Raw genomic sequence first — 26,345 nt, forward strand, 5'->3', positions numbered from 1 at the left:
ACAGGTCTCTCGGTGGCCTGCTCAGTTGCAGTTGTATTCGACGCCGTTGGCTTCGTCGATCTTGCGGATCACCGCCCAGTCGTCCTTGAAGGTGATGGGGATGAACTGCGCCTCGCCGCTCTTGGAGAATTCCTCCTGCAGCTTGGTGCCTTCCCAGTCGAAGCTGAAGAAGGCCTCCCTGATCTTCTCCTGCAGCTCGGGCTTGAGGTTGTAGACCACGCCGTAGCCGGTCGTCGGGAAGGTCTGCGAGGTGTAGATGGTGACGATCTGGTCGGGCTTGATCACGCCGCGTTCGATCATCCGCGCCTTGACGGAATTGGCAATCGCCGCGGCCGGGTAATCCCGGTTGGCCACGCCCAGGATCGAGTTGTCATGCTTGCCCGAGAACACCGGCTCGAAGTCGCGGCCGGGCTCCATGCCGTAGTCGGCCTTGAGAATTGCCGAGGGCGCCTTGAAGCCGGAATTCGAGGTCTCCGAGGTGAAGGCCAGCTGCTTGCCCTTGATGTCCTCGACCTTCTCGATGCCCGAGCCGGGATAGGTGATGATCTCCATCTCGTAGCCGAAGCTGCCATCGGCCGCGGCCATCATGGCAAAGGGCCGGAAACCCGCGCAGGCGACCGCAAGCGGGTTCGAGCCGGTGTTGAAGCCCGCGACGTGCAGGCGGCCCGCCCGCATCGCCTCGATCTGGGCGGCGTTCGACTGGACGGGGAAGAACTGCACTCTCTTGCCCGTCACCTCAGCCATGTGATCGAGAAACTCCTTCCAGACTTCGGCGTACACGGCCGGATCCTCGACCGGGGTGTAGGCGAAGATGAGCGTGCCGGGGTCGATCTGCTGGGCCGGATCCTCGGGGATGTCGGCGACAAGATCGCCATCCTTGTCGGTAAACCGCGGATCGAGCCTGAATTCCGCCTGCGCGGGCAATGTCATCACGGCAAGCGCTGCGGCGGCAAGAATGGAAAGCGTCTTCATCTGTTTCTCCCTGAAGCTGCCATCGTTGTCCTCCTAGACGGCAGGCTAAACGCTTTCCTGACAGTTCGACAAAGGTTTTGTGACATCCCTTTCCATTGAGCGCGGGAAGCGGCGTGCCTGGCTCGAGCCTGCGGCTCGTCGTCAATGCCGGGTGACAGGCCAGGCATGATCGCATCCAGGAGCCCCTGGGACTCCCGAAGATCCTGTTTCGCAGGCGTGCGGGAAAAGAGTATCGGTAGAGACAGTGGCGGAGAGACAGGGATTCGAACCCTGGAGGCGGTTTCCCGCCTACACGCGTTCCAGGCGTGCGCCTTCGACCACTCGGCCACCTCTCCGTCGCGCGTCCTTTTAGACTCGCGCCCCCGATATGCGCAAGTGTCAGCCGCCTTTCAAGTCCGGCAGGTCGGCCGCGGTCGACAGAACGCGCGCATCGAGGCGCAGCTCGATCACGGCAACCGTGCCGGCGGCGGCGGCGCGGGCGAAGGCGGCGGGAAACTCGGCGTCGTCCTCCACCACCTCGCCATGGCCGCCATAGGCGCGGGCGAGCGCGGCGAAATCGGGGTTGGCCAGATCGGTGCCCGAGACGCGGCCGGGATAGTGGCGCTCCTGATGCATGCGGATGGTGCCGTAGCGGCCGTTGTTGGCCACAATCACGATCGGCGCGGCGCCGTGCTGGCGGGCGGTGGAGAGCTCGTTCAGCGTCATCTGGAAACAGCCGTCGCCGGCAAGGCAGACCACCTGACGCCCCGGGTCATGCAGCGCCGCGGCGATGGCCGCCGGAAAGCCGTAGCCCATGCTGCCCGAAGTCGGCGCGAGCTGGGTGCCGTAGCGGCGGAAGCGGTGGTAGCGGTGCAGCCAGGCCGCGTAGTTGCCGGCGCCGTTGGTCAGGATCGCGTCCTCGGGGAGATTGTTGCGCAGCCAGCCCACGACCTCCTCCATGCGCACCCGCCCCGGTGTGCGGCGCGGCTCCTGCCAGGCCTCGTAATCGGCGCGCGCGGCGCGCATCCATGCGGGGTCGCGGGACGGCGCGTTGAGCGCGGCGAGGGCGGCGATCGCCTCGGCGGCCGGCGCGGCGATGGCGAGATCGGCGCGGAACACGCTGCCCGGCAGATCGGGGTCGGGGTGGATGTGGAGGATGCGCTTGCCGGGCCCGGCCGGGTCAATGAGCCGGTAGCCGCCGGTGACGATGTCGCCGAGCCGGGTGCCAAGAGCCAGCACGCAATCGGCCGCGCGCAGCCGTTCGGCCAGTTTCGGGTTGGCGCCGACGCCGAGATCGCCCGCGTAGGCGGGGCTGTCGTTGTCGATGTGATCCTGGCGGCGGAAGCTCACCGCGACCGGCACGCGCCAGCTCTCGGCGAAGCGGGCGAGATCCTCGGCCGCCCGCTGGCTCCAGCCCGGCCCGCCGGCGATGATGATCGGGCGTTCGGCCTCGGCGAGCGCCGCGGCGACTGCTTCGGCCGCGTCCTGCGGGAAGGGCTGGCGGACCGGCGCGGTGGGCGCGAGGAGCGGCGCGGCGCAGTCGGCCGAGAGCATGTCTTCGGGCAGCGCGAGCACCACCGGGCCGGGGCGGCCGGAGCTGGCGACGTGGAAGGCGCGCATGACGTATTCGGGGATGCGGTCGGTGTCGTCGATCTCGGCGGCCCATTTCGCGAGTGGCGCGAACATGGCGCGGAAGTCGACCTCCTGAAACGCCTCGCGGTCGCGGTGGCGGCGCGGGATCTGGCCGACGAAGACGATCATGGGCGTGGAATCCTGCCGCGCCACATGCACGCCTGCCGAGGCGTTCGTGGCGCCCGGTCCGCGGGTGACAAAGGCCACGCCGGGCCGGCCGGTCAGCTTGCCCGTGGCCTCGGCCATCATCGCCGCGCCGCCCTCGTGCCGGCAGACGATGTTGGGAATGCCGAGCTCATGGAGCCCGTCGAGCGCGGCCAGAAAGCTCTCGCCCGGCACCGAGAACACCCGCTCGACCCCGTGTGCGGCCAGCATCTCGGCCAGAACAAGCCCGCCGTGTCTGCGCGTCATCGCCCTTTCTCCTGCGCTACCCGCCGCGACGATTTCACCGGACGCGGCGGATGGCAAGCACGCGCCCGCCAAACGGGAAGGCAAGGGGCTGGACCTCGCCACCCGAGTCGGTAAACCCGGCACAACCGCAACGACTGGGCGAGGCAGGAAAGATGGCCGAAGGCGACGTTCTCCTGGGACTTTCGGGGGCACTGAGGAAAGGCTCCTCCAACACCATGCTGATGCGCGAGGCCGCGCGGCTCTACGGGCCGGCGCGCTTCATCGAGGCCGATCTGCGCCTGCCTCTCTACGACGGTGACCTCGAGGACAGCGAAGGCATCCCCGAAGCAGTGCAGCGGCTTGCCCGGCAGATTGCCGAGGCGGATGCCGTGATCGTCGCCGCGCCCGAATACAACAAGTCGATTTCGGGGGTGTTGAAGAATGCGCTCGACTGGGTCAGCCGCACCAGCCCCAACCCATGGGCCGGCAAGCCGGTGGCGGTGATGTCCTCGGCCGCCGGGCGTTCGGGCGGCGAGCGGGGGCAGATGATCACCCGTCTCGCCCTGTTGCCCTTCCGCCCGAGGCTCCTGCCGGGGCCGGAGGTGTTCGTCGCCAACGGGCGCAACCAGTTCGACGCCGAGGGACGGCTCATCAACGAGCAATCGCTGAAACTCCTCGCCGCGCTGATGGAGGCGCTGAAGGCGGAGGTGGATCTCCTGCGCCGGGCGGCGTAACGTCCATCGTGCAACCGGATGCGAACGAAGCTGCCGGCCCCATGACCGGAACACGCCCACGAGCAGAACGCATCATCGACCGGATGGACCCGGCCCGCGCTGCGGCGCTGCATGCCACGCTGGGGCGCATGGGCCCGCCGCCCGCCGAGGGGCAGGCGCTGCCCCCCTTCTGGCACCACATCCACTTCTGGGCGCCGCAGCCGCCCGAGGCGCTCGGCCGCGACGGCCACCCGCGGGTGGGGCAGGGGCTCATTCCCGAGCTCGGGTTGCCGCAGCGCATGTGGGCGGGCGGGCGGCTCGAGTTTCATCATCCGCTTGTTCTCGGCACGCCGGCCGAGCGGATCTCGGTGCTCGAGGCGGTCAGCGAGAAGCAGGGGCGCAGCGGGCGGCTTGGCTTCGTGACCCTGCGCCACGAATTCCGCCAGGAGGGGCGGCTGTGCCTCGTCGAATGGCAGGATCTCGTCTATCGAGAGCCGGTGCAGGCGCGGCGTGCCGGCCCGCCGCCGCCGCAGGCACCAAGGGATGAGGTGACACGGATTGAGCGCGCCTTTGACGCGGTGACGCTGTTTCGCTACTCGGCGCTGACCTTCAACGGTCACCGCATCCACTACGATGCTGACTACTGCCGCGAAGTCGAGGGCTACCCCGGCCTCGTCGTGCATGGGCCGCTGCTGGCGCAGATGCTGATCGATCTTGCCAGCCGCGAGGCCGGGCCGCTGGCCGCCTTCAGGTTTCGCGCCACGGCGCCGTTGTTCGCGGGCGAGAGGGTCGCGTTCTGTCGCGCGGCGGATGGCGGGCTTTGGGCCCGCGGCCCTGACGGGCGACTGTGCATGACCGCCGAGGCCGTCACGGCAGCCTGAACCGGCACGCATTTGCCCCGCTTCCGGCACGAAGGTGACCCGCGCGCGCCGGATTTGCCCGGTATTGTTTCCAGATACGGAAAGCCGGGAGAACCGGCAAAGCATTGTGAGGCAAATGATGATGGGCATTCGGGCAATTTCGCCCGCGCGGGGGCAGATGCCGCCGCCAGGGCCGATCTGGAGCGACGCCGACCGCGCGGGCACCGAGAGCCGCATGGATTGCGAGACCGCCGTTTATCTGCGCTGCCACCTCGGGAGCGACTTCGAAACCGCCACGAGCTGGGAGGCGCTCGGCGAACGGCTCGCCGCCAAGGGCTTCCGGCTGGAATTCCGCGACGACCGACTGAGCCTCGTGCATGCGGTGACGGGTGTGGCGCTCTGCACCTGCCGGTTTCTCGGCTACGGGCTGGCCGAGATGGTGGCACGGCTTGGCAAGCCGCATGTCGATGCGGCCTCCGGCCGGATCATCGCCGGGCGGTGAGGCAAGGCGGACGTCTGCCGTTCACAGGTTCGCCTCGACGCGGAATTCCGCCGCGATCGCGTCGTGCCCCTCGAGCACCAGATCGGCCATCAGCCGCCCCACGCCGGGCGCCAGCGCGAAGCCGATCTTGAAGCCGCCATTGGCGACGAATTCGCCGGGCCGGCCGGGCCAGGGTCCGAGCATCGGCATGCGGCTTCTCGCGCGCGGCCGTACGCCCGCCCAGCGGCGAATCACCGGCGCGTCGCGCAACGCCGGCACCAGCGCACGCGCCCGCGCGATCACGGCGTCGAGGCGTTCGTCGGTCGCCGTAGGGTCGGCAAAGTCGCGCTCCGAGGTCGAGCCCACGGCGACCGTCCCGTCGGCGTGGGGGACGATGTGCAGGCCAGGCGCGGCGATCTGGGCATGGTCGCGCGCGTCATGTCCGAGAACCGCGGCCTGCCCCTTCACCCCCGCGCCCACCGACCTGCCCAGCGCCTGCGAGAGCATCGCAAGCCCTGCCGCGCCGGTGGCCCAGATCACGGCCCCTTCCCGCGCGCCCTCGGTCGCGACCTCGCCGCCGAGCGCGGTGATCGCGGCGGCAAGGCTCGCACAGGCGCGGGCAGGGGAGAGCCGCGCCGAGAGATCGTCGAACACCACGAGCCCGGTGGGCGAGACCGGCGCCCAGCCTGCGCGCTCGGGCGCCTTCACGACCTGCCAGCGCGCCTTGCCCTGCCAGAGCGCCGCCGCCGCCTCTGCCCGCTCCTGCGCGCGCGCCACCGCCGCGTCGTCCGCCAGCGGCTGCATCCGCCCGAGCCGCGCATAGCCGGCAGACAGGCCCGAGACTGCCTCGACCTCCGCCCAGAAGCCTTCCCCGGCGATGAGGCAGTCGAACTGGAAGGCCTTGAGCGGCGTCCAGCGCTCCGGCGCGTGCGGGGCGAGCGCGCCGACGACGCCGCCCGAAGCACCAGCGGCCACGCCCTTGGGGTCGATCACGCGCACCCGCGCGCCGCGCGCCGCGCAGGCCCAGGCGCAGGCAAGGCCGAAGATGCCCGCGCCCATCACCGTCACGTCGATCCTTGCCAAGGCACGGCTCCTTCATCATTGTCGCGCGGCATGCGCGGCTCGCGCGAGAGAGTAGAGCCTGACGTGAACGAGAACCAGACAGCGGCGGATGTGCGTTGGACGGCCGATGGCGTGCCCGTCTCGACGCGCTTCGATGACCCATACTTCTCCCGTGCCGACGGGCTCGCCGAGACGCGCCACGTGTTTCTCGCCGGCAACGATCTGCCCGCCCGCTTCCGCCCCGGATTCCATGTGGCAGAGCTCGGTTTCGGCACCGGGCTCAACCTCGCCGCCACGCTGATGGCATGGCGCGCGGCGGCTGTGCCGGGCCGGCTGCGCTTCACCAGCTTCGAAGCCTTTCCGCTGCCCGCGGCGGACATGGCGCGCGCCCTCTCGCGCTTTGCCGGGGCGACCGAGATCATGGCGCCGGTGCTTGAGGCGCTGGCAGGCGGTGCGCGCCGGCTCGAAACCGCAGATCTCGCCTTCGAGCTGGTGGTGGGCGATGCGCGCCGGACGCTTCCGCGCTGGGCGGGCCGGGCGGATGCGTGGTATCTCGACGGGTTCGCCCCGGCCAGGAACCCAGAGCTCTGGGGGCCGGAACTGATGCAGGCGGTGGCGGCGCATTCCGCGCCAGGGGCGAGCCTTGCCACATACACCGCTGCGGGGCATGTGCGCCGGGCGCTGGCGGAGGCGGGCTTCACCGTCGAACGGCGGCCCGGCTTCGGGCGCAAGCGGCACATGACGGTGGGCCGGCTGGGAGGCTGGGCATGAAGCCCACGAGCCTGTCCGTCGGGGCCACCGCCCGCGATGCCGCCGCCGACAGCCGCGCCGGCATCGCGCTGATGGTGCTGACCACCTTCATCTTCGCGATGCAGGATGGGATCTCGCGCCACCTTGCGAGCGAATACAACGTGCTGATGGTGGTGATGATCCGCTACTGGTTCTTTGCCGCCTTCGTCACCGTCATCGCGGCGCGCCGGGCCGGCGGGCTGAGGCGGGCGGCGGCCACCACCCAGCCCTTCCTGCAGGCGTTCCGCGGTTTCCTGCTTGCCGGCGAGATCTGCGTGATGGTTCTGGCCTTCGTGCTGCTCGGCCTTGTCGAGAGCCACGCCGTCTTCGCCGCCTACCCCTTGCTCGTGGCCGCCCTGTCGGGGCCGATTCTCGGTGAGCGGGTTGGCTGGCGCCGCTGGGTGGCGATCGGGGTTGGCTTCGTCGGGGTCCTCATCATCCTTCAGCCGGGAATGCGCGTCTTTTCCCCCGCCGCGGTGGTGCCGCTGATCTCGGCGCTGATGTTTGCGCTCTACTCCCTTCTTACCCGCTATGCCGCGCGGCGCGATTCCGCGGCCACCAGCTTTTTCTGGACGGGCGTTGTGGGCGCGATCGTGATGACCGGGCCGGGGCTGTGGTTCTGGGAGCCGATGAGCCTGGGCGACTGGGGCTGGATGGCCGCGCTCTGCGTCTCCGGCGCGGCCGGGCACTACACGCTGATCAAGTGCTACGAGCTTGCCGAGGCCAGTGCCGTGCAGCCGTTCGCCTACTTCCAGCTGGTCTTCGCCTCGGCCGTCGGGCTCACCGTCTTCGGCGAGACGCTGGAGCCGAACGTCGCGATCGGCGCCGCGATCGTGGTTGGCGCGGGACTCTTCACCCTGTGGCGGGAGCGGCGCCGGGCGCGCAGGCTCAGCGCCCCTTCAACAGGTCGGTAAGGCGGATGGGCTGCGGCGTGCCGGCCCGACGCGCGCGGTAGACGACCATCGCCTCGGCCACGCGCATCACGTAGTTGCGGGTCTCGGTGAAGGGGATGTGCTCGATCCAGTCCACCGGGTCGATCTCGTCCGCGCGCGGGTCGCCGAAGCGCTCGATCCACTGGCGCGGGCGGCCCGGCCCGGCGTTGTAGCCGGCCGAGACCAGAGTGACGGCCTGACCGAATTCCTCGATCAGCTGCCGAAGATATGCCGTGCCGAGCCGGGCGTTGTAGGCCGGGTCCGAGGTGAGGGCGGAAAGGTCATACGCCTCGCCGAGACGGTCGGCCATCATGCGTGCCGTCCCGGGCATCAGCTGCATCAGCCCCCGCGCGCCGGCGGGGCTGACCACCGCCTCGTTGAACTCGCTCTCGCGCCTCGCGATGGCCAGCGCGAGCTCCAGCGGCACCGGCGCGTCCTCGAGCTGGAGATCGATCTCGGCAAAATAGGCTTCGGGCACAACGAGGCCGCGTTGCGCTGCCATCTTGCCGGCGACGACCACGAGCCAGGGGTCGCCCATCTCCCGCAGCATGGCGACGAAGCTGCGGAATTCCTGCTCCGGCACGGTCTCGGCCAGATGCGAGATGAACTGCCCGGCTCTGAGCCTGCGCCCTGCCGCGAGCAGGAGCCGGGCGGCGACGGCGGAGTCGTCCGCGGCAAAGGCCATTCCGCGCCAGTCGGCCGCCGGCGGCGGCGACACGATGGCAGGATCGATCGACAGGCCGAGCCTTTCGGCCGCGAGAAGCCCGTAAAAGCTCGTCTGGTAGCCAGCGGCAAAGCGGTAGGCGGCCTCGGCGGCATCGCGGTTTCCAAGCGCCTCCTCGGCCCGCCCGAGCCAGTAGCCGGCCCGGCCCAGACTGATCGGTGTCCAGACCGTATTGCGAAAGGTGCGGAAATGCTCACGCGCCAGCGCCGGATCGTCCAGATATGTCAGGGCGATGTAGCCCGCGAGCCACTCGAGATCGGCAAGGCTGTCGCCATCATGCAGGCCGTGGCCGGCGGCAAGCTCGTAGGCGGTTTCCGCGGCTCCCGCGCGCATCTTCAGGCGGGCATAGACGGCCCTGCGCGGCGCCCAGCGCTCGGCCTGCCCAAGGCCGGCGGGCCGCCGGCTCTGCTCCAGCAAGAGCGCGATGGCCGATTCGTCCCGCCCCCGCCGGGTGCGCCACTCGAAGCGCTCGTAGGCGAGGCCGGGGTGATCGCGAAGCGCTGGCGGCACGGCCTCGATGAGGGCATCCACACCCTGGGCGTCGCGCCGCAGCGCGATGCGGGCGCGGGCCAGTGCCTGCCAGTCTTCAGGCACGAGCGGAAGCAGCCGTTCGGCGGCTTCGGTTTCGCCTTCCCACAGGAGGGCGTCCATCCGGGCGCGGTGATGCGCCTCGAGCCAGCGGCCATGGCGAGCCAGAAATGCGGATTCCTCCTCCGCGGTCATCGGCAGGCTGAGCCAGGCGCGTACGGCTTCGGCTTCTGCGTCCCCGATCCGGCCGAGGCGGCGATAGGCGTCGATGAGCCTGAGCGCGCCGGTCCCGGTCTGCGGTGGTTCGGTGCCGAAATAGCGCAGCACGTCCTCCGGCGCGGCGTCTTCGGGAATGAGCGCCTCGCCCTGCCGCCGCATGAGCTTCAGGCCGGGCCAGTGGGAGTTGCGGGTGACGAAATCGACATACTGGGCAAACTCGCCCTCGGCCGCGCGCAGGCGCGTCCAGCGGATGAGGTCGCGGGCAACGCGCCCGTCGTCTGCCGCGCGCTGCTCGGCGGCGTCCCATGCGCCTGCCTCGGCCAGCGAAAAGGCCTCGGCCAGCGCCTTGCCCGGCGCTCCGCCGGTCTGGGCCGTCGCCGACATTGACATGCAGAAGGCGAGAATGAGAGCGGGCAAGGACGCGATGCGCGGTAGCTGCACGGGGTGAACCTCTTCTTCCTCCGGCTGGCGCGAAACAAGGGTAGCGCGGCGGCGCGGCGTTGCAACGCACGCGCTTGGCAAGGCCGCGTGCCCCGGCTAGGTTCCGCCGAGATCGGGCCGCAGCGCGGCGCGGCGGCATGAGACAGCGAAGAGGCGTGGAGATGTTCAGGGGCTCGATTCCGGCGCTGGTGACGCCGTTTTCCGAGGGCAAGGTCGATTTCGCCGCGCTCGAGGCGCTGGTGGAGTGGCACATCGAGGAGGGCTCGCACGGGTTCGTGCCCGTGGGCACCACCGGCGAGAGCCCGACGCTCAGCCATGAGGAGCACGAGCAGGTTGTCGAGGCGGTGGTGCGCTTTGCCTCCGGCCGGCGGCCGGTGATCGCCGGGGCGGGCTCCAACAACACCGCCGAATCGGTACGCCTGATCCGCCATGCCGAGAAGGTGGGCGCCGATGCCGCGCTGGTGGTCACGCCCTATTACAACAAGCCCACCCAGGCCGGGCTGATCGCCCATTACCGGGCGCTGCATGACTGCTGCAACCTGCCCATCATCATCTACAACATCCCCGGCCGCTCGGTGATCGACATGAAGCCCGAGACGATGGCGGAGCTCGCGAAGCTGCCGCGCATCATCGGCGTGAAGGATGCCACCGGCGACATCGCCCGCGTCTCCGAGCAGCGCCGGCTTTGCGGGCCGGAGTTCGTGCAGCTCTCGGGCGAGGATGCCACCGCGCTCGCCTTCAATGCCCATGGCGGGGTGGGGTGCATCTCGGTCACCGCCAATGTCGCGCCGCGGCTTTGCGCCGAGTTTCAGGAAGCGACGCTTGCCGGCGACTATGCGCGCGCGCTTGAGTATCAGGACAGGCTCTATCCCCTGCACCGGGCGATCTTCCTCGAGCCGGGGCTTGTGGGGGCGAAATATGCGCTCTCGCTTCTCGGACGCTGCTCGGAGGAGGTGCGCTTGCCGCTCGTCGGTCTCACCGAGGCGACCAAGGCCGAGATCCGCGCGGCGATGGTGCATGCGGGCATTCTGCACTGAGGGCGGCTTTCCCTCGGCGCCGCTCTGTCCTATAGGCGCGGGCCATGGCCAAGCCGAAGGACAACCCCAACTACAAGGTCGTCGCCGAGAACCGGCGCGCGCGGCATGACTATGCCATCGAGGACGATCTCGAGGTCGGCATCGCGCTGCAGGGCTCCGAGGTGAAGTCGCTGCGCGAGGGCAAGGCCAACATCGCCGAGTCCTATGCCACGGTGGAGGACGGCGAGCTGTGGCTCGTCAACTCCTACATCGGCCCCTACGAGCAGGCGAAGACCTTCGGCCATGAGGAGCGGCGGCGCCGCAAGCTTCTGGCGAAGAAGAAGGAGATTGCCCGGCTGTGGGACGCCACCCGCCGCAAGGGCATGACGCTGGTGCCGCTGGTGCTCTATTTCAATCACAAGGGAATCGCCAAGCTCAAGCTCGGCATCGCGCGCGGCAGGAAGCTGCACGACAAGCGCGAGACCGAGGCGAAGCGCGACTGGGACCGCCAGAAACAGCGGCTTTTGCGCGAGCGGGGCTGAGTTGGCGCTGTCCGCTTGCAAGCCGGCGGGCTTGAGCGTAACCCGCAGCTGACCCGACACGCAGGGGGCGCCCATGAAAGACGACCCGAAAACGCTGGTTTCCACCGAGTGGCTCGCCGCGCATCTCGATGACCCCGACCTGCGCGTGATCGATGCCTCGTGGTATCTGCCCGATCAGGGCCGCGATCCGCGGGCCGAATACGAGGCGGCACACATTCCCGGCGCGCGCTTCTTCGACATCGACGAGATTGCCGATCTGCGCTCGCCGCTGCCGCACATGGCGCCGCCGCCGGAGAAGTTCGTCGCCCGCATGCGCGCCATGGGTATTGGCGACGGCCATCAGGTGGTGGTCTATGACGGCGCCGGCATCTTCTCCGCCCCGCGGGTCTGGTGGCTGTTCCGGCTGATGGGCAAGGAGGATGTCGCCGTGCTCGACGGCGGTTTCCCGAAATGGCAGGCCGAGGGCCGGCCGGTGGAGGACATGCCGCCGGTGATGCGCGACCGGCACATCACCGCGCGGGTGCAGAACCAGCTCGTGAAGGACGTGACCCAGGTCGCCGCCGCCTCCAAGCTCGGCGATCACGAGATCGTCGATGCCCGCAGCCCGCAGCGCTTCCGCGGCGAGGCGCCCGAGCCGCGCCCCGGCCTGCGCGCGGGGCACATCCCCGGCTCGAAGAACCTCCACTACGCGCGGCTTCTCAACCCCGACGGCACCATGAAGGAACCCGAGGAGCTGCGCGCGGAGTTCGAGGCGGCGGGGGTGGACCTGTCAAAGCCGATCATCTCCACCTGCGGCTCGGGGGTGACGGCGGCCATTCTCGATCTGGCGCTTGAGATCATCGGCCATGACCGTCACGCCGTCTATGACGGCTCGTGGGCCGAGTGGGGCAGCTACGGCGACCTGAAGGTCGCCACGGGAGAGGACTGATGCTGGAGAACCTGCAGGAGCAGCCCAAGGACAAGATCCTTGCGCTGATGGAGATGTTCCGCGCCGATCCGCGCGCGGAGAAGATCGACCTCGGCGTGGGCGTCTATCGCAACGCGCAAGGCGTCACGCCGATCATGCGCGCGGTGAAAGCTGCCGAGAAGACGCTGTGGGAGACCGAGGAGACCAAGGCCTACACGGGGCTTGCGGGCGACCCGGCCTTCGCAGAGGCGATGCGCGGGCTCGTGCTCGGCGATGCGGTGGAGGCGGGGCGCGTCGCGGCCGCCGCCACGCCGGGCGGCACGGGGGCGATCCGGCAGGGGCTTGAGCTGATCCGTCTGGCTTCGCCCGGCGCCACGATCTGGCTCTCGGCGCCCACCTGGCCCAATCACCCCTCGATCATCCGCTATCTCGGCATGCCGATGCGGGAGTATCGCTATTTCGACGCCGCCGCGCGCGGGGTCGATTTCGAGGGCATGATGGCCGATCTGGCGCAGGCGAAGCCGGGCGATGTGGTGCTCTTGCACGGCTGCTGCCACAACCCCACCGGCGCCAATCTCACCCTGCCGCAGTGGCAGGAGGTGGCCGCGCTTCTGGAGAAGACCGGCGCCACCCCCTTCATCGACATCGCCTATCAGGGTTTCGGCGACGGGCTGGAGGAGGATGCCGCCGGCACGCGCCTGATCGCCGCGCGCCTGCCCGAGACGATCATTGCCGCGAGCTGCTCGAAGAACTTCGGCATCTATCGCGAGCGCACCGGCATCCTCATGGCGGTGGCGGAGAATGCCGCGCGCAAGCCCGTGGTGCAGGGCAACCTTGCGTTTCTGAACCGGCAGAACTTCTCCTTCCCGCCCGATCACGGCGCGCGTCTGGTGACGATGATTCTGAACGATGCGGCGCTGCGTGCCGACTGGCAGGCGGAACTTGAGGAAATGCGGCTTGGCATGCTGCGCATCCGCGAGGCGCTGGCCGCGGAGCTGCGGCGGCTGTCGGGCTCCGACCGCTTCGGCTTCATCGCCCAGCACCGCGGCATGTTCAGCCTCATCGGCGCCAGCCCCGAGCAGGTGGAGCTGATGCGTGAGAAACACGGCATCTACATGGTCGGCGACAGCCGCATCAACATCGCCGGGCTGACCGAGGCGGCGGTGCCCAAGCTCGCCGCGGCGATCATCGACGCGGGCGTGTGAGGAGAGGCGCATGGAAACCGAAACCATCGACGGCCGCGTTCTGGAGACCTGGACGCCGCAGGAAGTCTGGGAGGCGTTCCAGCGCGGCGAGGTGGCGCTCATCGACGTGCGCACGCCACAGGAATATATGTTCGAGCACATCGAGGGCGCGCTGCTTTTCCCGATGTCCTTCTTTCGGCCCGAGGCGCTGCCTTCCCAACAGGGGAAGCGGCTTGTCTTCTACTGCGGCTCGGGGGTGCGCTCGGGGCGTGTGGCGCGGCGCTGTCTCGAGGCGGGAATCGCGCGGGTGGCCCACATGAAGGGCGGCTTCGCGGCATGGAAGGAAGCCGGCCTTCCCTACATCGGCACCGACATGGCCACCGGCGCGCCGAAGAAGGTGGAAGCAAGGCGAACGAGCTGAGGCGCATTGGCAGAACACAATTAGGCCCGGCGCACCCCGCGCCGGGCCTTTCGCGTCTCGCCTTTCGCGCCGGCTCAGGCGGCGTGGAACTCGGGATAGGCCTCCATGCCGAGCTCGGCGGTGTCGAGGCCGCGTTCCTCCGTCTCCGCGTCAACCCGGATGCCCATGACAGCCTTGAGGATCAGCCAGAGCGCCCCCGAGACCACGAAGACGAAGATGCCGACCACGACGATGCCCTTGATCTGGGCGAAGAGCGAGGCATCGGGGTTGGTCAGCACCACCGCGAGCGTGCCCCAGATGCCGGCGAAGAGGTGCACCGGGATCGCGCCGACGACGTCGTCGATCTTCAGCCTGTCGAGGAAGGGCACGGCGAAGACCACGATCACACCGCCGACGGCACCGATCAGCGTTGCCGCGCCGAGCGAGGGCGTCAGCGGCTCGGCGGTGATCGACACGAGCCCGGCCAGCGCGCCGTTGAGCACCATGGTCAAGTCGGGCTTGCCGAACATGAGCTGCGTGAGGATCAGCGCGGCGACCGCGCCACCGGCCGCGGCGGCATTGGTGTTGGCAAGGATGCGCGAGATGTCGGCGACATTGGCGGCGGTGTCCATGTAGAGCTGCGAGCCGCCGTTGAAGCCGAACCAGCCCATCCACAGGATGAAGGTGCCAAGCGTGGCGAGCGGCAGGTTGGCGCCCGGGAACGGGTGCACCTTGCCGTCCTTGTACTTGCCGAGCCGCGGACCAAGGATGAGCGCGCCTGCAAGCGCCGCCCAGCCGCCGGTGGAATGCACCACGGTGGAGCCGGCGAAGTCGAGGAAGTCGGTCACGCTGCCGTCACCCGGGGCGAGGAAGCCGCCGCCCCATTTCCACGACGCCTGGATCGGGTAGATCAGTGCCGTCAGGACGACCACGAAGATCAGGAACGGCCAGAGCTTGATCCGCTCGGCCAGCGCGCCCGACACGATCGAGGCGGTGGTCGCACAGAACATCAGCTGAAAGAAGAAATCCGAGCCGACCGAGGCGTAGGTCAGGTCGGTTTCGGTGTCGGCAAGGCCCACGGGCTCGAGCACGGCGGGCGAGATGGCCCCGAGCACGCCGGGAATCAGCCAGCCGTCACCGGGATACATCAGGTTGTAGCCGACGAGGTAGTACATGATCGCGGCAATCGAGAAGAGCGCCACGTTCTTCATCAGCTGCATGGTGGTGTTCTTCTGGCGCACGAGGCCGGCCTCGAGCATGGTGAAGCCGGCGGCCATCCACATCACCAGAACGCCGGTGACGAGGAACATGAAGGTGGTGAAGATGTAGCCGATCTCTTCCAACGGCGGGGTGTTGTCCACCTCCTGGGCGAGCCCCAGCGCCGGCATGAGCGCGAGCGCGGCGGCGGTCAGCGCAATACGTCCTGCTTTCATGACTTTCGGTCCTTTCCGCTCTGTCCAAGGCGCGCCGCTCACAGCGCCGCCTCGCCGGTTTCCCCGGTGCGCACGCGCACCGCGCCTTCCACATCCAGCACGAAGATCTTGCCGTCGCCGATCTTGTCGGTGCGGGCGGCCTTCTGGATCGTCTCCACGACGGTTTCGGCCATCGAGTCCGGCACCACCGTCTCGATCTTGACCTTGGGCACGTAATTCACCGCGTATTCGGCGCCGCGGTAGATTTCGGTGTGCCCCGACTGGGTGCCGAAGCCCTTGATCTCGGTGACCATCATGCCGCGCACGCCGGTGGCGGTGAGCGCCTCGCGCACCTCCTCCAGCTTGAACGGCTTGATCGCTGCAATGATGAGTTTCACATCCTTCCCCCTTGGTTCACGCAGGTCACGCCTGCCGGAAGTCGACAGGGAAAGGAGCAGTGCCGCAGCGCAGAATCGCAAGAATCCGGACCCGGCGGAAACGGCGGGAATCGCGAATGGCCGCGATTTTTCGCACAAATCTTGGGCGCTGCTGAATATTTGGGCAGCGGGAAATCCTTGCCTTGGGCGCCGGAGCCTCCACATCCATCCGCAATTCGGCTAGTTTCCGGGCACGGGCAGGTATCTCGGCGCAGCATCCATGAGCAGATCGGGCAAGGGGCGAAAACGGACCGTGACGGGCCGTTCGCGCGCCGCCGAAAACGGCGGCAGCGGGCGGAGGCCGGGTATCATCGCCCGGCTCTGGCGCCTTCTGCGCCGACTGATCTGGGCCGTCACTTGGCGCGCGACGGCGGCGGTGGCGCTGATCGTGGGTCTCCTGGTGGGCTGGCAGGCGCTCAGCATGCCCCCCGCCTCGGAGCTGCTCGATGCGCGCACCCGCGGTTCGGTCACGCTGCTTGACCGCTACGGCAATGTCTTTGCCTGGCGAGGCGAGCAGTTCGGCGGGCAGATCACCGCGGAGATGGTCTCCCCCCATCTCAAGAACGCCATCATCGCCACCGAGGACCGCCGCTTCTACCGCCATTTCGGGGTTGATCCCATCGGCATCGCCGGGGCGATCCGCATCAACCTTAGCGAGGGGCGGGGGCCGTTCGAGGGCCATGGCGGCTCCACCATCACCCAGCAGACGGCGAAGCTTCTCTGCCTCGGCCGGCCCTATGACCCCAAGCGCTGGGAGAGCGAGGCCGCCTACGAGGCCGATTGCCGCGAGACGACGCTTGCGCGCAAGATCCAGGAGGCGATCTATGCGCTGGCGATGGAGCTGCGTTACAGCAAGGACGAGATCCTGACCATCTACCTCAACCGCGCCTATCTCGGGGCGGGCACGCGCGGCTTCGAAGCCGCCGCGCAGCGCTATTTCGGCAAGTCGGCGGCGGAGGTGAACGCGGCCGAGGCGGCAATGCTGGCCGGGCTTCTGAAGGCGCCGACGCGCTTTGCTCCCACCAACAACCTCAGGCGCGCCCAGGAGCGCGCCAACGTGGTGATCGGGCTGATGGAGGAGGCGGGCTATCTCTCCGCCACCGAGGCCGACCGGGCGCGCGCCAATCCCGCCGAGCTGTCGGCGGCGGCCGAGGCGCGGGCGGGCGGCTATTTTGCCGACTGGGTGATGGATCAGGGGCCTTCCTTCCTCACCCGCGAGACCACCGAGGATGTCGTCATCCGCACGACCTTCGACCCCTTCATTCAGGCGGCGGCGGAGGAGGCGGTGCAGTATGTCTTCGACAATCTGGTGCGCGAGGGGTCGAAGGCGCAGGCGGCGGTGGTGGTGATGTCGGCCGACGGCGCGGTGCGCGCGATGGTGGGCGGGCGGCGCTTCAAGGGCGTGGCCGGCCAGTTCAACCGCGCCATCCAGGCCAAGCGGCAGACGGGCTCGGCCTTCAAGCCTTTCGTCTATGCCACCGCGCTCGAGCTCGGCTACCGGTGGGATTCGCTGGTGCGCGACGAGCCGCTGACCATCGACATTCCCGGCTCCGGCCCCTGGTCGCCGAAGAACTACGACGGCGCGTTTCGCGGGCCGGTGACGCTTGCCTATGCGCTTGCCCATTCGCTCAACGTGCCGGCGGTGCGGGTGTCGGAGGCGGTGGGGCGCGATCTGGTTCGGCAGGTGGCGGAGGGCTTCGGCATCCACAGTGATCTGGCCAGCGGGCCGGCGCTGGCGCTCGGTGCCTCGGAGTCGACGCTTCTGGAGATGACCGGCGCCTACGCCGGCATTCTCAACGGCGGCAGCTCGGTCACGCCTTACGGGCTGATCGAGCTGAAGCTCATCGGTGACGAGACGCCGCTCATGGGCAAGGGCGGGGGCATCGGCGAGCGGGTGATCTCCGAGGAGTCGGCGCGTCAGCTCGTCTACATGATGAGCCGCGTGATCACCGAGGGGACGGGCCGGCGCGCGGCGCTGCCCGACCGCGAGGCCGCCGGCAAGACCGGCACCACCCAGGCCGCGCGGGATGCGTGGTTTCTGGGCTTTACCGCCGATTACGTGGCGGGCGTCTGGATGGGCTATGACGACAACACCCCGCTCACCGGCGTCACCGGCGGCGGGCTGCCGGCGGAGATATGGCGGCAAACCATGCTGCGGGTGCATGAGGGCCTGCCGCCCCGGCCGTTGCCCATGATCCGGCCGGAGCAGGAATCCTCGCCTGCGGCGCCGGCTGCTGCGCGGGGCGTGGGCGAGGCGCGCAGGCAACGCCGGCCCGGCAATATTGCCGATCGGGTGATCATGGAGCTTTTGGGCGTTATCCTCGGCAACGGGCGCTGAGCCGCCGTGACGCTCCGCCGCGGCGGCCTGTGGCCGAAGCAGGCGGGCGCGCCTTACTCCGCGGCGGTTGCCTGAGCGGCAGGCTCCACGCGAACCGCGGCGAACTTGAACTCGGGGATCTTGCCCCACGGGTCGAGCGCGGGGTTGGTGAGGATGTTCGCCGCCGCCTCGACATAGGCAAAGGGCATGAACACCATCTCGGGCGGCACCGCGGCATCGGCGCGCGCACGCGCCACAACGCTCCCCCGCCGGGTGGTCAGGCGCACCGGATCGCCCGGCGCGATGCCGAGGCGCGCGAGCGTCGCCGGGTTGAGCGAGGCGGTGGCCTCGGGCTCCAGCGCATCGAGCACGCTTGCGTGCCGGGTGATCGCGCCGGTGTGCCAGTGCTCGAGCTGGCGGCCCGTGGTGAGCACCATCGGGAAGTCGGCGTCGGGCTCCTCGGCCGGCGGGGCGAATTTCGCGGGCGCGAAGCGCGCGCGCCCTTCGGCGCGCGGGAAGCCGTCGCCAAAGACGATGGGCTGGCCCGGATCGTCGGGCGAGAGGCTCGGATAGGTGACGGCGCTTTCGCGCTCGAGCCGCTCCCATGTGATGTTGTCGAGCGAGGCCATGCCGCGCTTCATCTCGGCGAAGACCTCGCGCGGGTGGCTGTAGTGCCAGTCGAGCCCGAGGCGGCGGGCGATCTGAGTGGTGATCCACCAGTCCTCCCGCGCCTCGCCGGGCGGCGGCACGGCGGGCCGGCCCATCTGCACCTGACGGTTGGTGTTGGTCACGGTGCCGGTCTTCTCGTAGAAGGCGGTGGCGGGCAGCACCACATCGGCGTAGCGGGCGGTCTCCGTCAGGAAGATGTCCTGCACAACGAGGTGCTCGAGCTTGGCCAGGGCCTCGCGGGCGTGGGTGAGGTCAGGGTCCGACATCGCCGGGTTCTCGCCGAGGATGTACATGCCCTTGATCTCGCCCTTGTGGACGGCGTCAAGAATCTCGGTCACGGTCAGCCCCGGCTGGGGATCGAGGTTCTCCACCCCCCAGATTTCGGCGAACCTTGCCCGCGCCGCCGCGTCGGCGACGCTCTGGTAGTCGGGAAACACCATCGGGATGAGCCCCGCGTCAGACGCACCCTGCACGTTGTTCTGGCCGCGCAGCGGGTGCAGCCCGGTGCCGGGCCGCCCGACATGGCCGCACATCAGCGCCAGCGCAATGAGGCAGCGGGAGTTGTCGGTGCCGTGGATGTGCTGGCTGATCCCCATGCCCCAGAAGATCATCCCCGCCTGCCCCCGGGCGAAGTCGCGGGCGACCGCGCGCAGGGTCTCGGCCGGGATGCCGCAAATGGCGGACATCTCGTCGATGTCGGTGGCCTCGAGATGGGCGCGCATCGCCTCCCAGTTCTCGGTGAAGGCGGCGATGTATTGCGCGTCATAGAGCCCTTCCTGCACGATGGCGGCCATGATGCCGTTGAGCATCGCCACATCGGTGCCGGGGCGGAACTGCAGCATGTGCGTGGCGTGGCGGGCAAGCACCTGTCCGCGCGGGTCGGCCACGATCAGCTTGCCGCCGCGCTTGGCGAACTGCTTGAAATATGTGGCGGCGACAGGGTGGTTCTCGGCAGGATTGGCGCCGATGACGATGGCGACATCGGCGTGCTCGATCTCGTTGAAGGTGGCGGTGACGGCGCCGGAGCCGACGTTTTCCATCAGCGCGGCGACCGAGGAGGCGTGGCAAAGCCGCGTGCAGTGATCGACATTGTTGTGCCCGAAGCCCTCGCGGATGAGCCGCTGGAACAGATAGGCCTCCTCATTGGTGCATTTGGCCGAGCCGAAGCCCGCCACCGCGCGCCCGCCATGGGCATCGCGCAGGGCGGCAAGGCCCCTTGCCGCGGTATCGAGCGCCTCCTCCCATGTCGCCTCGCGGAAATGGGTGAAGGGGTTGGCGGGGTCGACGTCGATCTCCTTCGGGGCGCCCTCGCGGCGAATGAGCGGCTTCGTCAGCCGGTGCGGGTGGTGGATGTAGTCGAAGCCGAAGCGGCCCTTGACGCAGAGGCGGTTCTCGTTCGCCGGTCCCTCGGCGCCGTCGATGTAGAGGATGCGCTCGCCCTTCACCTTCACCGACACCTGGCAGCCGACGCCGCAATAGGGGCAGACGGTCTTCACCTCGCGGTCGAAGGCGGCCGAGTCGCCCCTCTGGGCGTCGTCGAGAAGGCTTGCTTCCATCAGCGCGCCGGTCGGGCAGGCCTGCACGCATTCGCCGCAGGCCACGCAGGTGCTCTCGCCCATCGGGTCGGCGAAATCGAAGACGGGGAAGCTGTCATGCCCCCGGCCGGCCATGCCGATGACGTCATTGACCTGCACCTCGCGGCAGGCGCGCACGCAGAGATTGCACTGGATGCAGGCATCGAGATTGACGCGCATGGCGACGTGGCTGGCGTCGAGAAGCGGCACGCGCTCGGACTCCATCGCCGGGAAGCGGCTTGTCGAGACGCCGTTTGCCTCGGCCATAGCCCAGAGATGGGAGGAGCGGTCATGCGCCGATTCGCGCAGGGGCTGGTCGGCGAGCAGAAGCTCCATCACCGTCTTGCGCGCCTTCTCGGCGCGGGGCGTGGCGGTGTTGACGACCATGCCATCGGCCACCGGCCGGATGCAGGAGGCGACGAGCGTGCGCTCGCCCTCCACCTCCACCATGCAGGCGCGGCAGTTGCCGTCGGGGCGGTAGCCCGGCGCGGGCTTGTGGCACAGGTGCGGGATGGTCAGGCCGCGGCCGTGGGCAGCCTCCCAGATGGTGGTGCCTTCGGGCACGGTGAGCGTTTGGCCGTCGAGCGTGAAGGTGACGGTAGGCGCGTCTGTCATTGCTGGGCCTCCCTTCTCGCATGCCACGCCCGGCGCGCCGCGCCGGGCAGCGCCCGACCCGCCCCCCAGGGCGGGCGCTTCATCGCGCCCACCCTCGGGCCGGGCGCTGCCCTCATTTTCAGGAGCGCCATCATACCTCCTCCCCGAAATGCTTCATGGTCAGGCGGATCGGGTTCGGCGCCGCCTGGCCGAGGCCGCAGATGGAGGCATCCTCCATCACTTGGGCCAGGTCTTCGAGAAGCTCACGGTCCCACTTCTCGGCCTGCATCAGCTTCACCGCCTTCTCGCAGCCCGCCCGGCAGGGGGTGCACTGCCCGCAGGACTCGTCCTCGAAGAAGCGCAGCATGTTGAGCGCGGCGGCGCGGGCGGAATCCTTGTGCGACAGCACCACCACCGCGGCCGAGCCGATGAAACTGCCGTGCGGCTGGAGCGTGTCGAAATCGAGCGGCACGTCATCGAGCGAGGCCGGCAACAGCCCCGAGGACGGCCCGCCCGGCTGATAGGCCTTGAACTCGTGCCCCTCGGCCATGCCGCCCGCCGCCTCGATCACATCGCGAATGGTGGAGCCTGCGGGCAGGAGATACACGCCCGGCTTCGCCACCCGGCCGGAGACGGAATAGCTTCTCAGCCCCTTGCGGCCGTTCTTCTCGACGCCCGACAGCACCTCCGGGCCCTCGCGGCAGATGCGCGCCACCCAGTGCAGCGTCTCGACATTGTGCACCAGCGTCGGCCGGCCAAAGAGGCCCTTCTGCGCCACATAGGGCGGGCGGTGGCGGGGCAGGCCGCGCTTGCCCTCGATCGACTCGATCATCGCCGATTCCTCGCCGCAGATATAGGCGCCCGCGCCGCGGCGCAGCTCGATGTAGCCCGGCGCGACGATGCCGGCCGCCTCGAGCGCGGCGATTTCGCGGCGAAGGATCTCCAGAACCGCCGGGTACTCGTCGCGCATGTAGATGTAGGCGCGCGCCGCCTCCACCGCCCAGGCGGCGATCAGCATCCCCTCGAGCATCAGATGCGGGGTGCGTTCGAGATAGAAGCGGTCCTTGAAGGTGCCGGGCTCGCCCTCGTCGCCGTTCACGGCCAGATAGCGCGGCGCGGGCTCGGCGCGCACGAAGCCCCATTTGCGCCCCGAGGGAAAGCCCGCGCCACCAAGCCCGCGCAGGCCGGCGGCGAGGAGCCTTTCCTGCACCTCCTGCCAATCGCCGCTCTCTCGCAGGCTCAGGAGCGTCTCGTAGCCGCCCTTGGCGCGGTAGGCGGCGAAGTCCTCGTAGTCGGGGATGACGGGATGAAAATCGCCCGCGGCGATCACCTCGGCCACGCGCTCGGGCGTGGCGTGATCGACATGACGGTGGCCGACCTCGCACACCGGCGCCGTGTCGCAGCGGCCCATGCAGGGGGCGCGAATCACCCGCACCTGCGAGGGGTCATGCCCGGCCCTCAACGCCTCCTTCAGCGCCTCGGCGCCCGCAAGCGCGCAGGAGAGCGAATCGCACACGCGGATGGTCAGGGCCGGCGGCGGCGTCTCGCCCTCCTTCACGAGGTCGAAATGGGCATAGAAGCTTGCCACCTCCCAGACCTCGGCCATGGAGAGGCGCATCTCCTCGGCGAGCGCGCGCAGGTGCCGGGCGGAAAGATGGCCGTAACGGTCCTGAATGAGGTGCAGATGCTCGATCAGAAGGTCGCGCCGGCGCGGTCGCTCGCCCAGAAGCGCGCGCACTTCCTCGAGCGCCGCGGGGTCAAGCTGCCGCCCCTTGGGCGTGGGGCGGGCGCGGCGGCGGCGCGGTTCGCCCGATGCGCTGCGGTCGAGGGCCATCTTGCCTTCCTCCCAAGGCTTGCGGAATGCGGGCAATCCTTCACGGATCTGCCCGGAAGTTCAACATGCTTGCCCGTCTCCTGCCCCGCGCCGGGCCGGGCGTCTGATCCTTCTGCGACCACGTGGACAGCGCCCGCGTCATCGCCTATGGCGCTGCCCATGGAATGGGATCAGGAACTCGACGCCTCGGGGCTTCTCTGCCCGCTGCCGGTGCTCAAGGCGCGCAAGCGGCTCAAGGCCATGGCGCCGGGCGCGGTGCTCAGGCTTGTCGCCACCGATCCGGCGGCGGTCATCGACGTGCCGCATTTCTGCGCCGAGCAGGGCCATGAGCTTCTGGCCGTGGAGGAAGGCGCGGCGGCGCGTGTTTTCTACCTGCGCAAGGGCGGTCAGAGCCCAAAGCCCGAATAGGGCAGGTAGCGCACCGGCGTTCCGGGCTCCACATCCAGCGCGCCATCGGGCAGCTCCACAAGCCCCGTGGCCCAGGAAAGCCCGCTGATCCGGCCCGAGCCCTCGGAGCGGAACACTTCTGCCGCGCCCTCGGGCGTGAGCCGCGCGCGCAGGTATTCGCGCCGGCCCGGCTTCTTGCGCTTGGAGAAGGCGGCGGGCACGGTGTAGCCCTGCGCCTCGAGCCAGCCGGCGCCGGACATGAGCGAGAGTGCGGGCCGGGCGAAGATGAGCGCGCAGACGAAGGCCGCAACCGGGTTGCCGGGCAGGCCGAAGACGGGCGCGCCCTGCCACATGGCGAGCGCCAGCGGCCGGCCGGGCTTCAGCGCGATGCGCCAGCTCGTGAGCCTGCCCCTCTCGCGCAGAAGCCGGCTCACGTGATCCTCGTCGCCGGCCGAGGCGCCGCCCGAGGTGAGGATGACATCCGCCTCGCGCGCGCCCTGGTCGAGCGCGCGGGCGATGGCGCGCGCATCGTCGCGGGCATGGCCGAGGTCAACCGGCACATGCCCCCAGCGTTCGACGAGCGCGAGCAGCATCGGGCGGTTCGCGTCCCATATCTGGTGGGGCGCGGCGGGCAGGGCCGGGTCGGGCACGATCTCGTCGCCGGTGGAGAGCACGGCCACGCGCAGCGGGCGGAACACCTCCACCTCGGCGATGCCGAGGGCGGAGAGAAGCGCGATGTCGGGCGGGCGCAGCCGCTGGCCGGCCGGAAGCGCAACGGCGCCTTCCTCCACATCCTCGCCCGCGCGGCGGGTGTTGGCGCCGGGCTTCACCGGCCCGTCGAAGGCGACCGTCAGGCCATCGGTGGCGCAGTCCTCCTCGAGCACCACCGTATCCACCCCCTCGGGGAGGATGGCGCCGGTGAGGATGCGCACGGCGTAGCCCTCGGGAACGCGCCCCTCAAAGGGCTGACCGGCCGCCGCGCGGCCTTGGACGAGTGGCAGGCGGTTGATGCCGGGGCCGGTCGCGGCATGGGCAAAGCCGTAGCCGTCCACCGCCGAGTTGGGGCGGGGCGGATTGGCGCGGCGGGCAATGGCATCGGCAGCGAGCACGCGGCCCGCCGCCCGGCTGCTCGCCAGCCGCTCGCGGCCGGTGACGGGGTGGAGCGCGGCGCGCAGGCGCGCGAGCGCCTCATCGACCGGCACCCAGGCCACGCCCTGCGGCATGGCAAAGCAGTCGTCCTTGAGCCGTGGCGGCACGAGACCGGCCCCGGCCACCGCGCGGGCGGCTTCGCGCAGCGCCTCCTCAGCGCCGACGCCCAGAATCCAGCCCTCTTCGGCGCGCGCCTCATCGGGCACGGCGGCGAGCACTTCCTCAAGCCGGCCCTCCTCCTGCAACCGCGCCAGAGCCGCGGCGACAACCCGAACCTGCACCGCGTCGCGAATGTCGCCGGGCCGCGTGGCGGCCTGCACTGCCTCGGCCAGAAGCGAGGGCCAGATCTCGGTGAGCACCACCGGGGCCTCGGGCGGCTCGAAGGGCCAGACGGCCACCGCCTGCCCAAGCCGCGCGCGCAGCCGCGAGAGCGCCGCCATGCCCGTCATCGCCTGCCCGCCCACGGCACCCGCCCCGCCCATCTGCCAGACGGAGAAGCTGCCCGGCGCACGCGCCTCGGCCGCGCGGCGCTCGGCCATGCCGTGGCCGTGTCGCTCGCTGCCGCGGCGGGGGAGGAAGGGGATGTCCCCCCTCGCGCCGTTGAACCAGAAGGGGCCGGTGCCGGGAAAGCGCGCGTTGATGCGGCCGGCAAGCGCGAAGCGGTTGTTGACGCTGCCGTCATCCTCGAGCTCGGCGGCGAACCAGTCCCACAGTGCGAGGGGATCAGCCCGGCCCGTGAGCCGTTCGGCAAACCCTGCGGGAAAGCCGAAGGGAAAGTCGAAGCCCGCGAGAACCCGCCGGCCGGCGGCAAGCTCGGCCTCGATGAACTCGGCAAGCCAGCGCTCGGCCACGCGGCGGTTGCGCAGATAGACCGGCTCCTCAACCCTGCCCGCGCGCGCAACGGTGGCCCAGATGGCGTCGGGCTTCGGCGCCGGGCCGCGGTCGCGGGCGGCGGACCAGTCCACCATCACGAATGTGTCGAACGGTCTCAATATCCCAGATCGCGCAGGATGAAGTCGGCGATTCCCCTGGTGTCATCGAGATGAAAGAGCGGCACCGGCAGCCCTTCAAGGGCGGTGTCGGAGGCGACGGCGCGAATGGCCGGATCCTCGGGCTGCAGAAGCGGGCGGCCGGTGGCGCGGCGGTGGGCCTCGATCTTGGGGTGCGCCTCGCGCTTGTAGCCTTCGACCAGCACCAGATCGACCGGCGAGAGCTTGGCCAGAAGCTCCTCCATGCTCGGCTCCTCGGCACCGCGAAGCTCGTGCATCAGCGCCCAGCGCAGCGGGGTGGAAAGCACCACCTCGGTGGCGCCGGCCATGCGGTGGCGGTGCGAATCGCGCCCCGGCTGATCGATGTCGGTGACGTGATGGGCATGCTTGACGGTGGAAACCGTGAGCCCGCGGCTGACAAATTCGGTGACGAGCCGCTCCACAAGGCCGGTCTTGCCCGAGTTCTTCCAGCCGGTGATGCCATAGACCTTCACGCTTCTCTCTCTCCGATCATGCGGGCGAGGCGGCCGGCCTCGGCCAGATCCTCGGGGGTGTTGACGTTGAAGAAGGGGTCGAAGGGGGTGCTCTCGAATTCGGCGGTGCCGGCGTGGTGGCGGTCCGTCCAGGCGACGATCTTGCGCAGGCCGTCTTCGAGCGCGGCGCGCAGGTCATCCCGCAGGGCCACGGGCCAGAGCCCGAAGGTGGGCTGGCGCCAGAGCCTGCCCCCCGCATCGCGGCTCGCGGCAAGCGCAAGGCCGGAAGGCCCGGCGGCGGCCTGCAGCCGGGCCACGAGATCGCGCGGCAGGAAGGGGGTGTCGGCCGCGGCGGTCACGATTGCCCCCGCGCCCTGCTCCGCCGCCCAGTCGAGTCCGGCGAGAACGCCGGCGAGCGGACCGGCGAAACCGCTCACGCTGTCGGGCAGCACCGGCAGGCCGAGATCGGCAAAGCGGGCCGGGTCGCCGTTGGCGTTCAGGGCGAGCGCGTCGCATTGCGGGGCGAGGCGGTCGATCACCAGATCAATGAGCCGCGGTCCGCCGTCGAGGCGAAGAAGCCCCTTGTCACCGCCGCCCATGCGCGTGGCCCGCCCGCCTGCGAGGATCACGCCCAAGGGGCGCGGTGATGCTGGCATGTCTCCCCCTGCGCCATGCGCGGCCGCGACGCCGGCCTTCTTCCCTGCTGGCGCGGCATCTTGTATGCCGCGGGCAGGGATTT

At 69.7% G+C, this 26,345-nt stretch carries 23 protein-coding genes and 1 tRNA gene; 12 read left to right on the forward strand and 12 right to left on the reverse strand.

Annotation, left to right across the window (positions count from 1 at the left end; translation table 11 throughout):
- Nucleotides 1-21 precede the first annotated feature (21 nt).
- The 3 genes from phnD to BLQ14_RS01315 all read right to left on the reverse strand — a co-directional run bounded on the left by phnD (nucleotide 22) and on the right by BLQ14_RS01315 (nucleotide 2,994).
- The gene (phnD, locus tag BLQ14_RS01305) at nucleotides 22-972 is read right to left on the reverse strand and encodes a phosphate/phosphite/phosphonate ABC transporter substrate-binding protein (RefSeq protein WP_092497404.1); all 951 of its coding nucleotides are present in this window, start codon (nucleotides 970-972) and stop codon (nucleotides 22-24) included.
- A gap of 245 nt (nucleotides 973-1,217) precedes the next feature.
- A tRNA-Ser gene (locus tag BLQ14_RS01310) sits at nucleotides 1,218-1,307 on the reverse strand.
- 43 nt (nucleotides 1,308-1,350) lie between these two features.
- A complete protein-coding gene (locus tag BLQ14_RS01315; RefSeq protein ID WP_092497406.1) occupies nucleotides 1,351-2,994 on the reverse strand; it encodes a thiamine pyrophosphate-binding protein in 1,644 nt (547 codons plus the stop codon).
- Nucleotides 2,995-3,146: 152 nt separating this feature from the next.
- On the opposite strand from BLQ14_RS01315, the gene BLQ14_RS01320 reads away from it, so the two are divergent.
- The 3 genes from BLQ14_RS01320 to BLQ14_RS01330 all read left to right on the forward strand — a co-directional run bounded on the left by BLQ14_RS01320 (nucleotide 3,147) and on the right by BLQ14_RS01330 (nucleotide 5,048).
- Nucleotides 3,147-3,707, forward strand: a complete 561-nt coding sequence (locus tag BLQ14_RS01320; RefSeq protein ID WP_092497408.1) for an NADPH-dependent FMN reductase — start codon at nucleotides 3,147-3,149, stop codon at nucleotides 3,705-3,707.
- Nucleotides 3,708-3,748: 41 nt separating this feature from the next.
- Nucleotides 3,749-4,567, forward strand: coding sequence for an HTD2 family dehydratase (locus BLQ14_RS01325; protein WP_092497410.1), 819 nt, complete (start codon nucleotides 3,749-3,751; stop codon nucleotides 4,565-4,567).
- Nucleotides 4,568-4,688: 121 nt separating this feature from the next.
- Nucleotides 4,689-5,048, forward strand: a complete 360-nt coding sequence (locus BLQ14_RS01330; RefSeq protein WP_143004450.1) for a hypothetical protein — start codon at nucleotides 4,689-4,691, stop codon at nucleotides 5,046-5,048.
- A 21-nt stretch (nucleotides 5,049-5,069) separates the two neighbouring features.
- On the opposite strand, the gene BLQ14_RS01335 is transcribed toward BLQ14_RS01330, so the two are convergent.
- Entirely contained in the window at nucleotides 5,070-6,110 is a 1,041-nt protein-coding gene (locus BLQ14_RS01335) for an NAD(P)/FAD-dependent oxidoreductase (protein ID WP_245656803.1), read from the reverse strand.
- A 30-nt stretch (nucleotides 6,111-6,140) separates the two neighbouring features.
- Between BLQ14_RS01335 and mnmC2 the strand changes: the two genes are divergently transcribed.
- Together mnmC2 and BLQ14_RS01345 are read left to right on the forward strand one after the other, a co-directional pair.
- Nucleotides 6,141-6,860: a tRNA (5-methylaminomethyl-2-thiouridine)(34)-methyltransferase MnmC2 gene (gene mnmC2, locus BLQ14_RS01340; protein WP_092497414.1), complete on the forward strand. Its 720-nt coding sequence runs from the start codon at nucleotides 6,141-6,143 to the stop codon at nucleotides 6,858-6,860.
- Nucleotides 6,857-7,792, forward strand: coding sequence for a DMT family transporter (locus tag BLQ14_RS01345; RefSeq protein WP_092497416.1), 936 nt, complete (start codon nucleotides 6,857-6,859; stop codon nucleotides 7,790-7,792). The genes mnmC2 and BLQ14_RS01345 overlap by 4 nt, the downstream gene beginning before the upstream one ends.
- Here BLQ14_RS01345 and BLQ14_RS01350 read toward each other — a convergent pair.
- Nucleotides 7,767-9,722 (reverse strand): lytic transglycosylase domain-containing protein, encoded by a 1,956-nt coding sequence (locus BLQ14_RS01350; RefSeq protein WP_092497418.1) that lies wholly within the window; start codon nucleotides 9,720-9,722, stop codon nucleotides 7,767-7,769. The genes BLQ14_RS01345 and BLQ14_RS01350 overlap by 26 nt on opposite strands.
- Before the next feature lie 161 nt (nucleotides 9,723-9,883).
- Here BLQ14_RS01350 and dapA point away from each other — a divergent pair, with 161 nt between their 5' ends.
- The 5 genes from dapA to BLQ14_RS01375 all read left to right on the forward strand — a co-directional run bounded on the left by dapA (nucleotide 9,884) and on the right by BLQ14_RS01375 (nucleotide 13,792).
- Entirely contained in the window at nucleotides 9,884-10,759 is an 876-nt protein-coding gene (gene dapA, locus BLQ14_RS01355; protein ID WP_092497420.1) for a 4-hydroxy-tetrahydrodipicolinate synthase, read from the forward strand.
- A 44-nt stretch (nucleotides 10,760-10,803) separates the two neighbouring features.
- Nucleotides 10,804-11,280: an SsrA-binding protein SmpB gene (gene smpB / locus BLQ14_RS01360; protein WP_092497422.1), complete on the forward strand. Its 477-nt coding sequence runs from the start codon at nucleotides 10,804-10,806 to the stop codon at nucleotides 11,278-11,280.
- 73 nt (nucleotides 11,281-11,353) lie between these two features.
- Complete coding sequence (gene sseA / locus BLQ14_RS01365) at nucleotides 11,354-12,208, forward strand: 3-mercaptopyruvate sulfurtransferase (protein WP_092497424.1); 855 nt, start codon at nucleotides 11,354-11,356, stop codon at nucleotides 12,206-12,208.
- The gene (locus tag BLQ14_RS01370; protein ID WP_092497426.1) at nucleotides 12,208-13,392 is read left to right on the forward strand and encodes an amino acid aminotransferase; all 1,185 of its coding nucleotides are present in this window, start codon (nucleotides 12,208-12,210) and stop codon (nucleotides 13,390-13,392) included. The genes sseA and BLQ14_RS01370 overlap by 1 nt, the downstream gene beginning before the upstream one ends.
- Before the next feature lie 10 nt (nucleotides 13,393-13,402).
- Complete coding sequence (locus tag BLQ14_RS01375) at nucleotides 13,403-13,792, forward strand: rhodanese-like domain-containing protein (RefSeq protein WP_092497428.1); 390 nt, start codon at nucleotides 13,403-13,405, stop codon at nucleotides 13,790-13,792.
- A 74-nt stretch (nucleotides 13,793-13,866) separates the two neighbouring features.
- On the opposite strand, the gene BLQ14_RS01380 is transcribed toward BLQ14_RS01375, so the two are convergent.
- Both BLQ14_RS01380 and BLQ14_RS01385 read right to left on the reverse strand, forming a co-directional pair.
- Nucleotides 13,867-15,204 (reverse strand): ammonium transporter, encoded by a 1,338-nt coding sequence (locus tag BLQ14_RS01380; protein ID WP_092497430.1) that lies wholly within the window; start codon nucleotides 15,202-15,204, stop codon nucleotides 13,867-13,869.
- A gap of 38 nt (nucleotides 15,205-15,242) precedes the next feature.
- A complete protein-coding gene (locus tag BLQ14_RS01385; RefSeq protein ID WP_092497432.1) occupies nucleotides 15,243-15,581 on the reverse strand; it encodes a P-II family nitrogen regulator in 339 nt (112 codons plus the stop codon).
- A 259-nt stretch (nucleotides 15,582-15,840) separates the two neighbouring features.
- Between BLQ14_RS01385 and BLQ14_RS01390 the strand changes: the two genes are divergently transcribed.
- Entirely contained in the window at nucleotides 15,841-17,958 is a 2,118-nt protein-coding gene (locus tag BLQ14_RS01390; RefSeq protein WP_092497434.1) for a transglycosylase domain-containing protein, read from the forward strand.
- A 53-nt stretch (nucleotides 17,959-18,011) separates the two neighbouring features.
- Here the strand turns inward: BLQ14_RS01390 and fdhF are convergent, their stop codons facing one another.
- Entirely contained in the window at nucleotides 18,012-20,795 is a 2,784-nt protein-coding gene (fdhF, locus tag BLQ14_RS01395) for a formate dehydrogenase subunit alpha (RefSeq protein WP_092497436.1), read from the reverse strand.
- A gap of 130 nt (nucleotides 20,796-20,925) precedes the next feature.
- On the reverse strand, nucleotides 20,926-22,608 hold the full coding sequence (locus BLQ14_RS01400; protein WP_092497438.1) for an NAD(P)H-dependent oxidoreductase subunit E: 1,683 nt from the start codon (nucleotides 22,606-22,608) through the stop codon (nucleotides 20,926-20,928).
- Between the two features lie 159 nt (nucleotides 22,609-22,767).
- On the opposite strand from BLQ14_RS01400, the gene BLQ14_RS01405 reads away from it, so the two are divergent.
- Nucleotides 22,768-23,016 carry a sulfurtransferase TusA family protein gene (locus tag BLQ14_RS01405; protein ID WP_092498290.1) on the forward strand — a complete coding sequence of 83 codons (249 nt, stop codon included), beginning with the start codon at nucleotides 22,768-22,770 and terminating at the stop codon, nucleotides 23,014-23,016.
- Here BLQ14_RS01405 and BLQ14_RS01410 read toward each other — a convergent pair.
- The 3 genes from BLQ14_RS01410 to mobA are packed head-to-tail and all read right to left on the reverse strand — an operon-like array spanning nucleotide 22,995 to nucleotide 26,262.
- Nucleotides 22,995-25,136, reverse strand: a complete 2,142-nt coding sequence (locus BLQ14_RS01410) for a molybdopterin-binding protein (protein WP_176759514.1) — start codon at nucleotides 25,134-25,136, stop codon at nucleotides 22,995-22,997. The two genes, BLQ14_RS01405 and BLQ14_RS01410, sit on opposite strands and share 22 nt — an antisense overlap.
- Nucleotides 25,133-25,627, reverse strand: coding sequence for a molybdopterin-guanine dinucleotide biosynthesis protein B (gene mobB, locus BLQ14_RS01415; RefSeq protein ID WP_092497442.1), 495 nt, complete (start codon nucleotides 25,625-25,627; stop codon nucleotides 25,133-25,135). Before mobB ends, BLQ14_RS01410 begins: the two co-directional genes overlap by 4 nt.
- Nucleotides 25,624-26,262, reverse strand: coding sequence for a molybdenum cofactor guanylyltransferase MobA (mobA, locus tag BLQ14_RS01420; protein ID WP_092497444.1), 639 nt, complete (start codon nucleotides 26,260-26,262; stop codon nucleotides 25,624-25,626). Before mobA ends, mobB begins: the two co-directional genes overlap by 4 nt.
- Nucleotides 26,263-26,345: the final 83 nt, after the last annotated feature.

This window comes from Meinhardsimonia xiamenensis (assembly GCF_900102905.1).
Classification (GTDB): domain Bacteria; phylum Pseudomonadota; class Alphaproteobacteria; order Rhodobacterales; family Rhodobacteraceae; genus Meinhardsimonia; species Meinhardsimonia xiamenensis.

Bases quoted from the DNA above. Each gene is read 5' to 3' on its own strand.
- BLQ14_RS01380 (WP_092497430.1), bottom strand. From the start codon at position 15,204: ATGAAAGCAGGACGTATTGCGCTGACCGCCGCCGCGCTCGCGCTCATG.
- fdhF (WP_092497436.1), bottom strand. From the start codon at position 20,795: ATGACAGACGCGCCTACCGTCACCTTCACGCTCGACGGCCAAACGCTC.
- BLQ14_RS01320 (WP_092497408.1), top strand. From the start codon at position 3,147: ATGGCCGAAGGCGACGTTCTCCTGGGACTTTCGGGGGCACTGAGGAAA.
- BLQ14_RS01345 (WP_092497416.1), top strand. From the start codon at position 6,857: ATGAAGCCCACGAGCCTGTCCGTCGGGGCCACCGCCCGCGATGCCGCC.
- BLQ14_RS01325 (WP_092497410.1), top strand. From the start codon at position 3,749: ATGACCGGAACACGCCCACGAGCAGAACGCATCATCGACCGGATGGAC.
- BLQ14_RS01330 (WP_143004450.1), top strand. From the start codon at position 4,689: ATGGGCATTCGGGCAATTTCGCCCGCGCGGGGGCAGATGCCGCCGCCA.
- BLQ14_RS01370 (WP_092497426.1), top strand. From the start codon at position 12,208: ATGCTGGAGAACCTGCAGGAGCAGCCCAAGGACAAGATCCTTGCGCTG.
- smpB (WP_092497422.1), top strand. From the start codon at position 10,804: ATGGCCAAGCCGAAGGACAACCCCAACTACAAGGTCGTCGCCGAGAAC.
- mobA (WP_092497444.1), bottom strand. From the start codon at position 26,262: ATGCCAGCATCACCGCGCCCCTTGGGCGTGATCCTCGCAGGCGGGCGG.
- phnD (WP_092497404.1), bottom strand. From the start codon at position 972: ATGAAGACGCTTTCCATTCTTGCCGCCGCAGCGCTTGCCGTGATGACA.
- BLQ14_RS01375 (WP_092497428.1), top strand. From the start codon at position 13,403: ATGGAAACCGAAACCATCGACGGCCGCGTTCTGGAGACCTGGACGCCG.
- sseA (WP_092497424.1), top strand. From the start codon at position 11,354: ATGAAAGACGACCCGAAAACGCTGGTTTCCACCGAGTGGCTCGCCGCG.
- BLQ14_RS01315 (WP_092497406.1), bottom strand. From the start codon at position 2,994: ATGACGCGCAGACACGGCGGGCTTGTTCTGGCCGAGATGCTGGCCGCA.
- BLQ14_RS01400 (WP_092497438.1), bottom strand. From the start codon at position 22,608: ATGGCCCTCGACCGCAGCGCATCGGGCGAACCGCGCCGCCGCCGCGCC.
- BLQ14_RS01390 (WP_092497434.1), top strand. From the start codon at position 15,841: ATGAGCAGATCGGGCAAGGGGCGAAAACGGACCGTGACGGGCCGTTCG.
- mnmC2 (WP_092497414.1), top strand. From the start codon at position 6,141: ATGCGCGGCTCGCGCGAGAGAGTAGAGCCTGACGTGAACGAGAACCAG.
- dapA (WP_092497420.1), top strand. From the start codon at position 9,884: ATGTTCAGGGGCTCGATTCCGGCGCTGGTGACGCCGTTTTCCGAGGGC.
- BLQ14_RS01405 (WP_092498290.1), top strand. From the start codon at position 22,768: ATGGAATGGGATCAGGAACTCGACGCCTCGGGGCTTCTCTGCCCGCTG.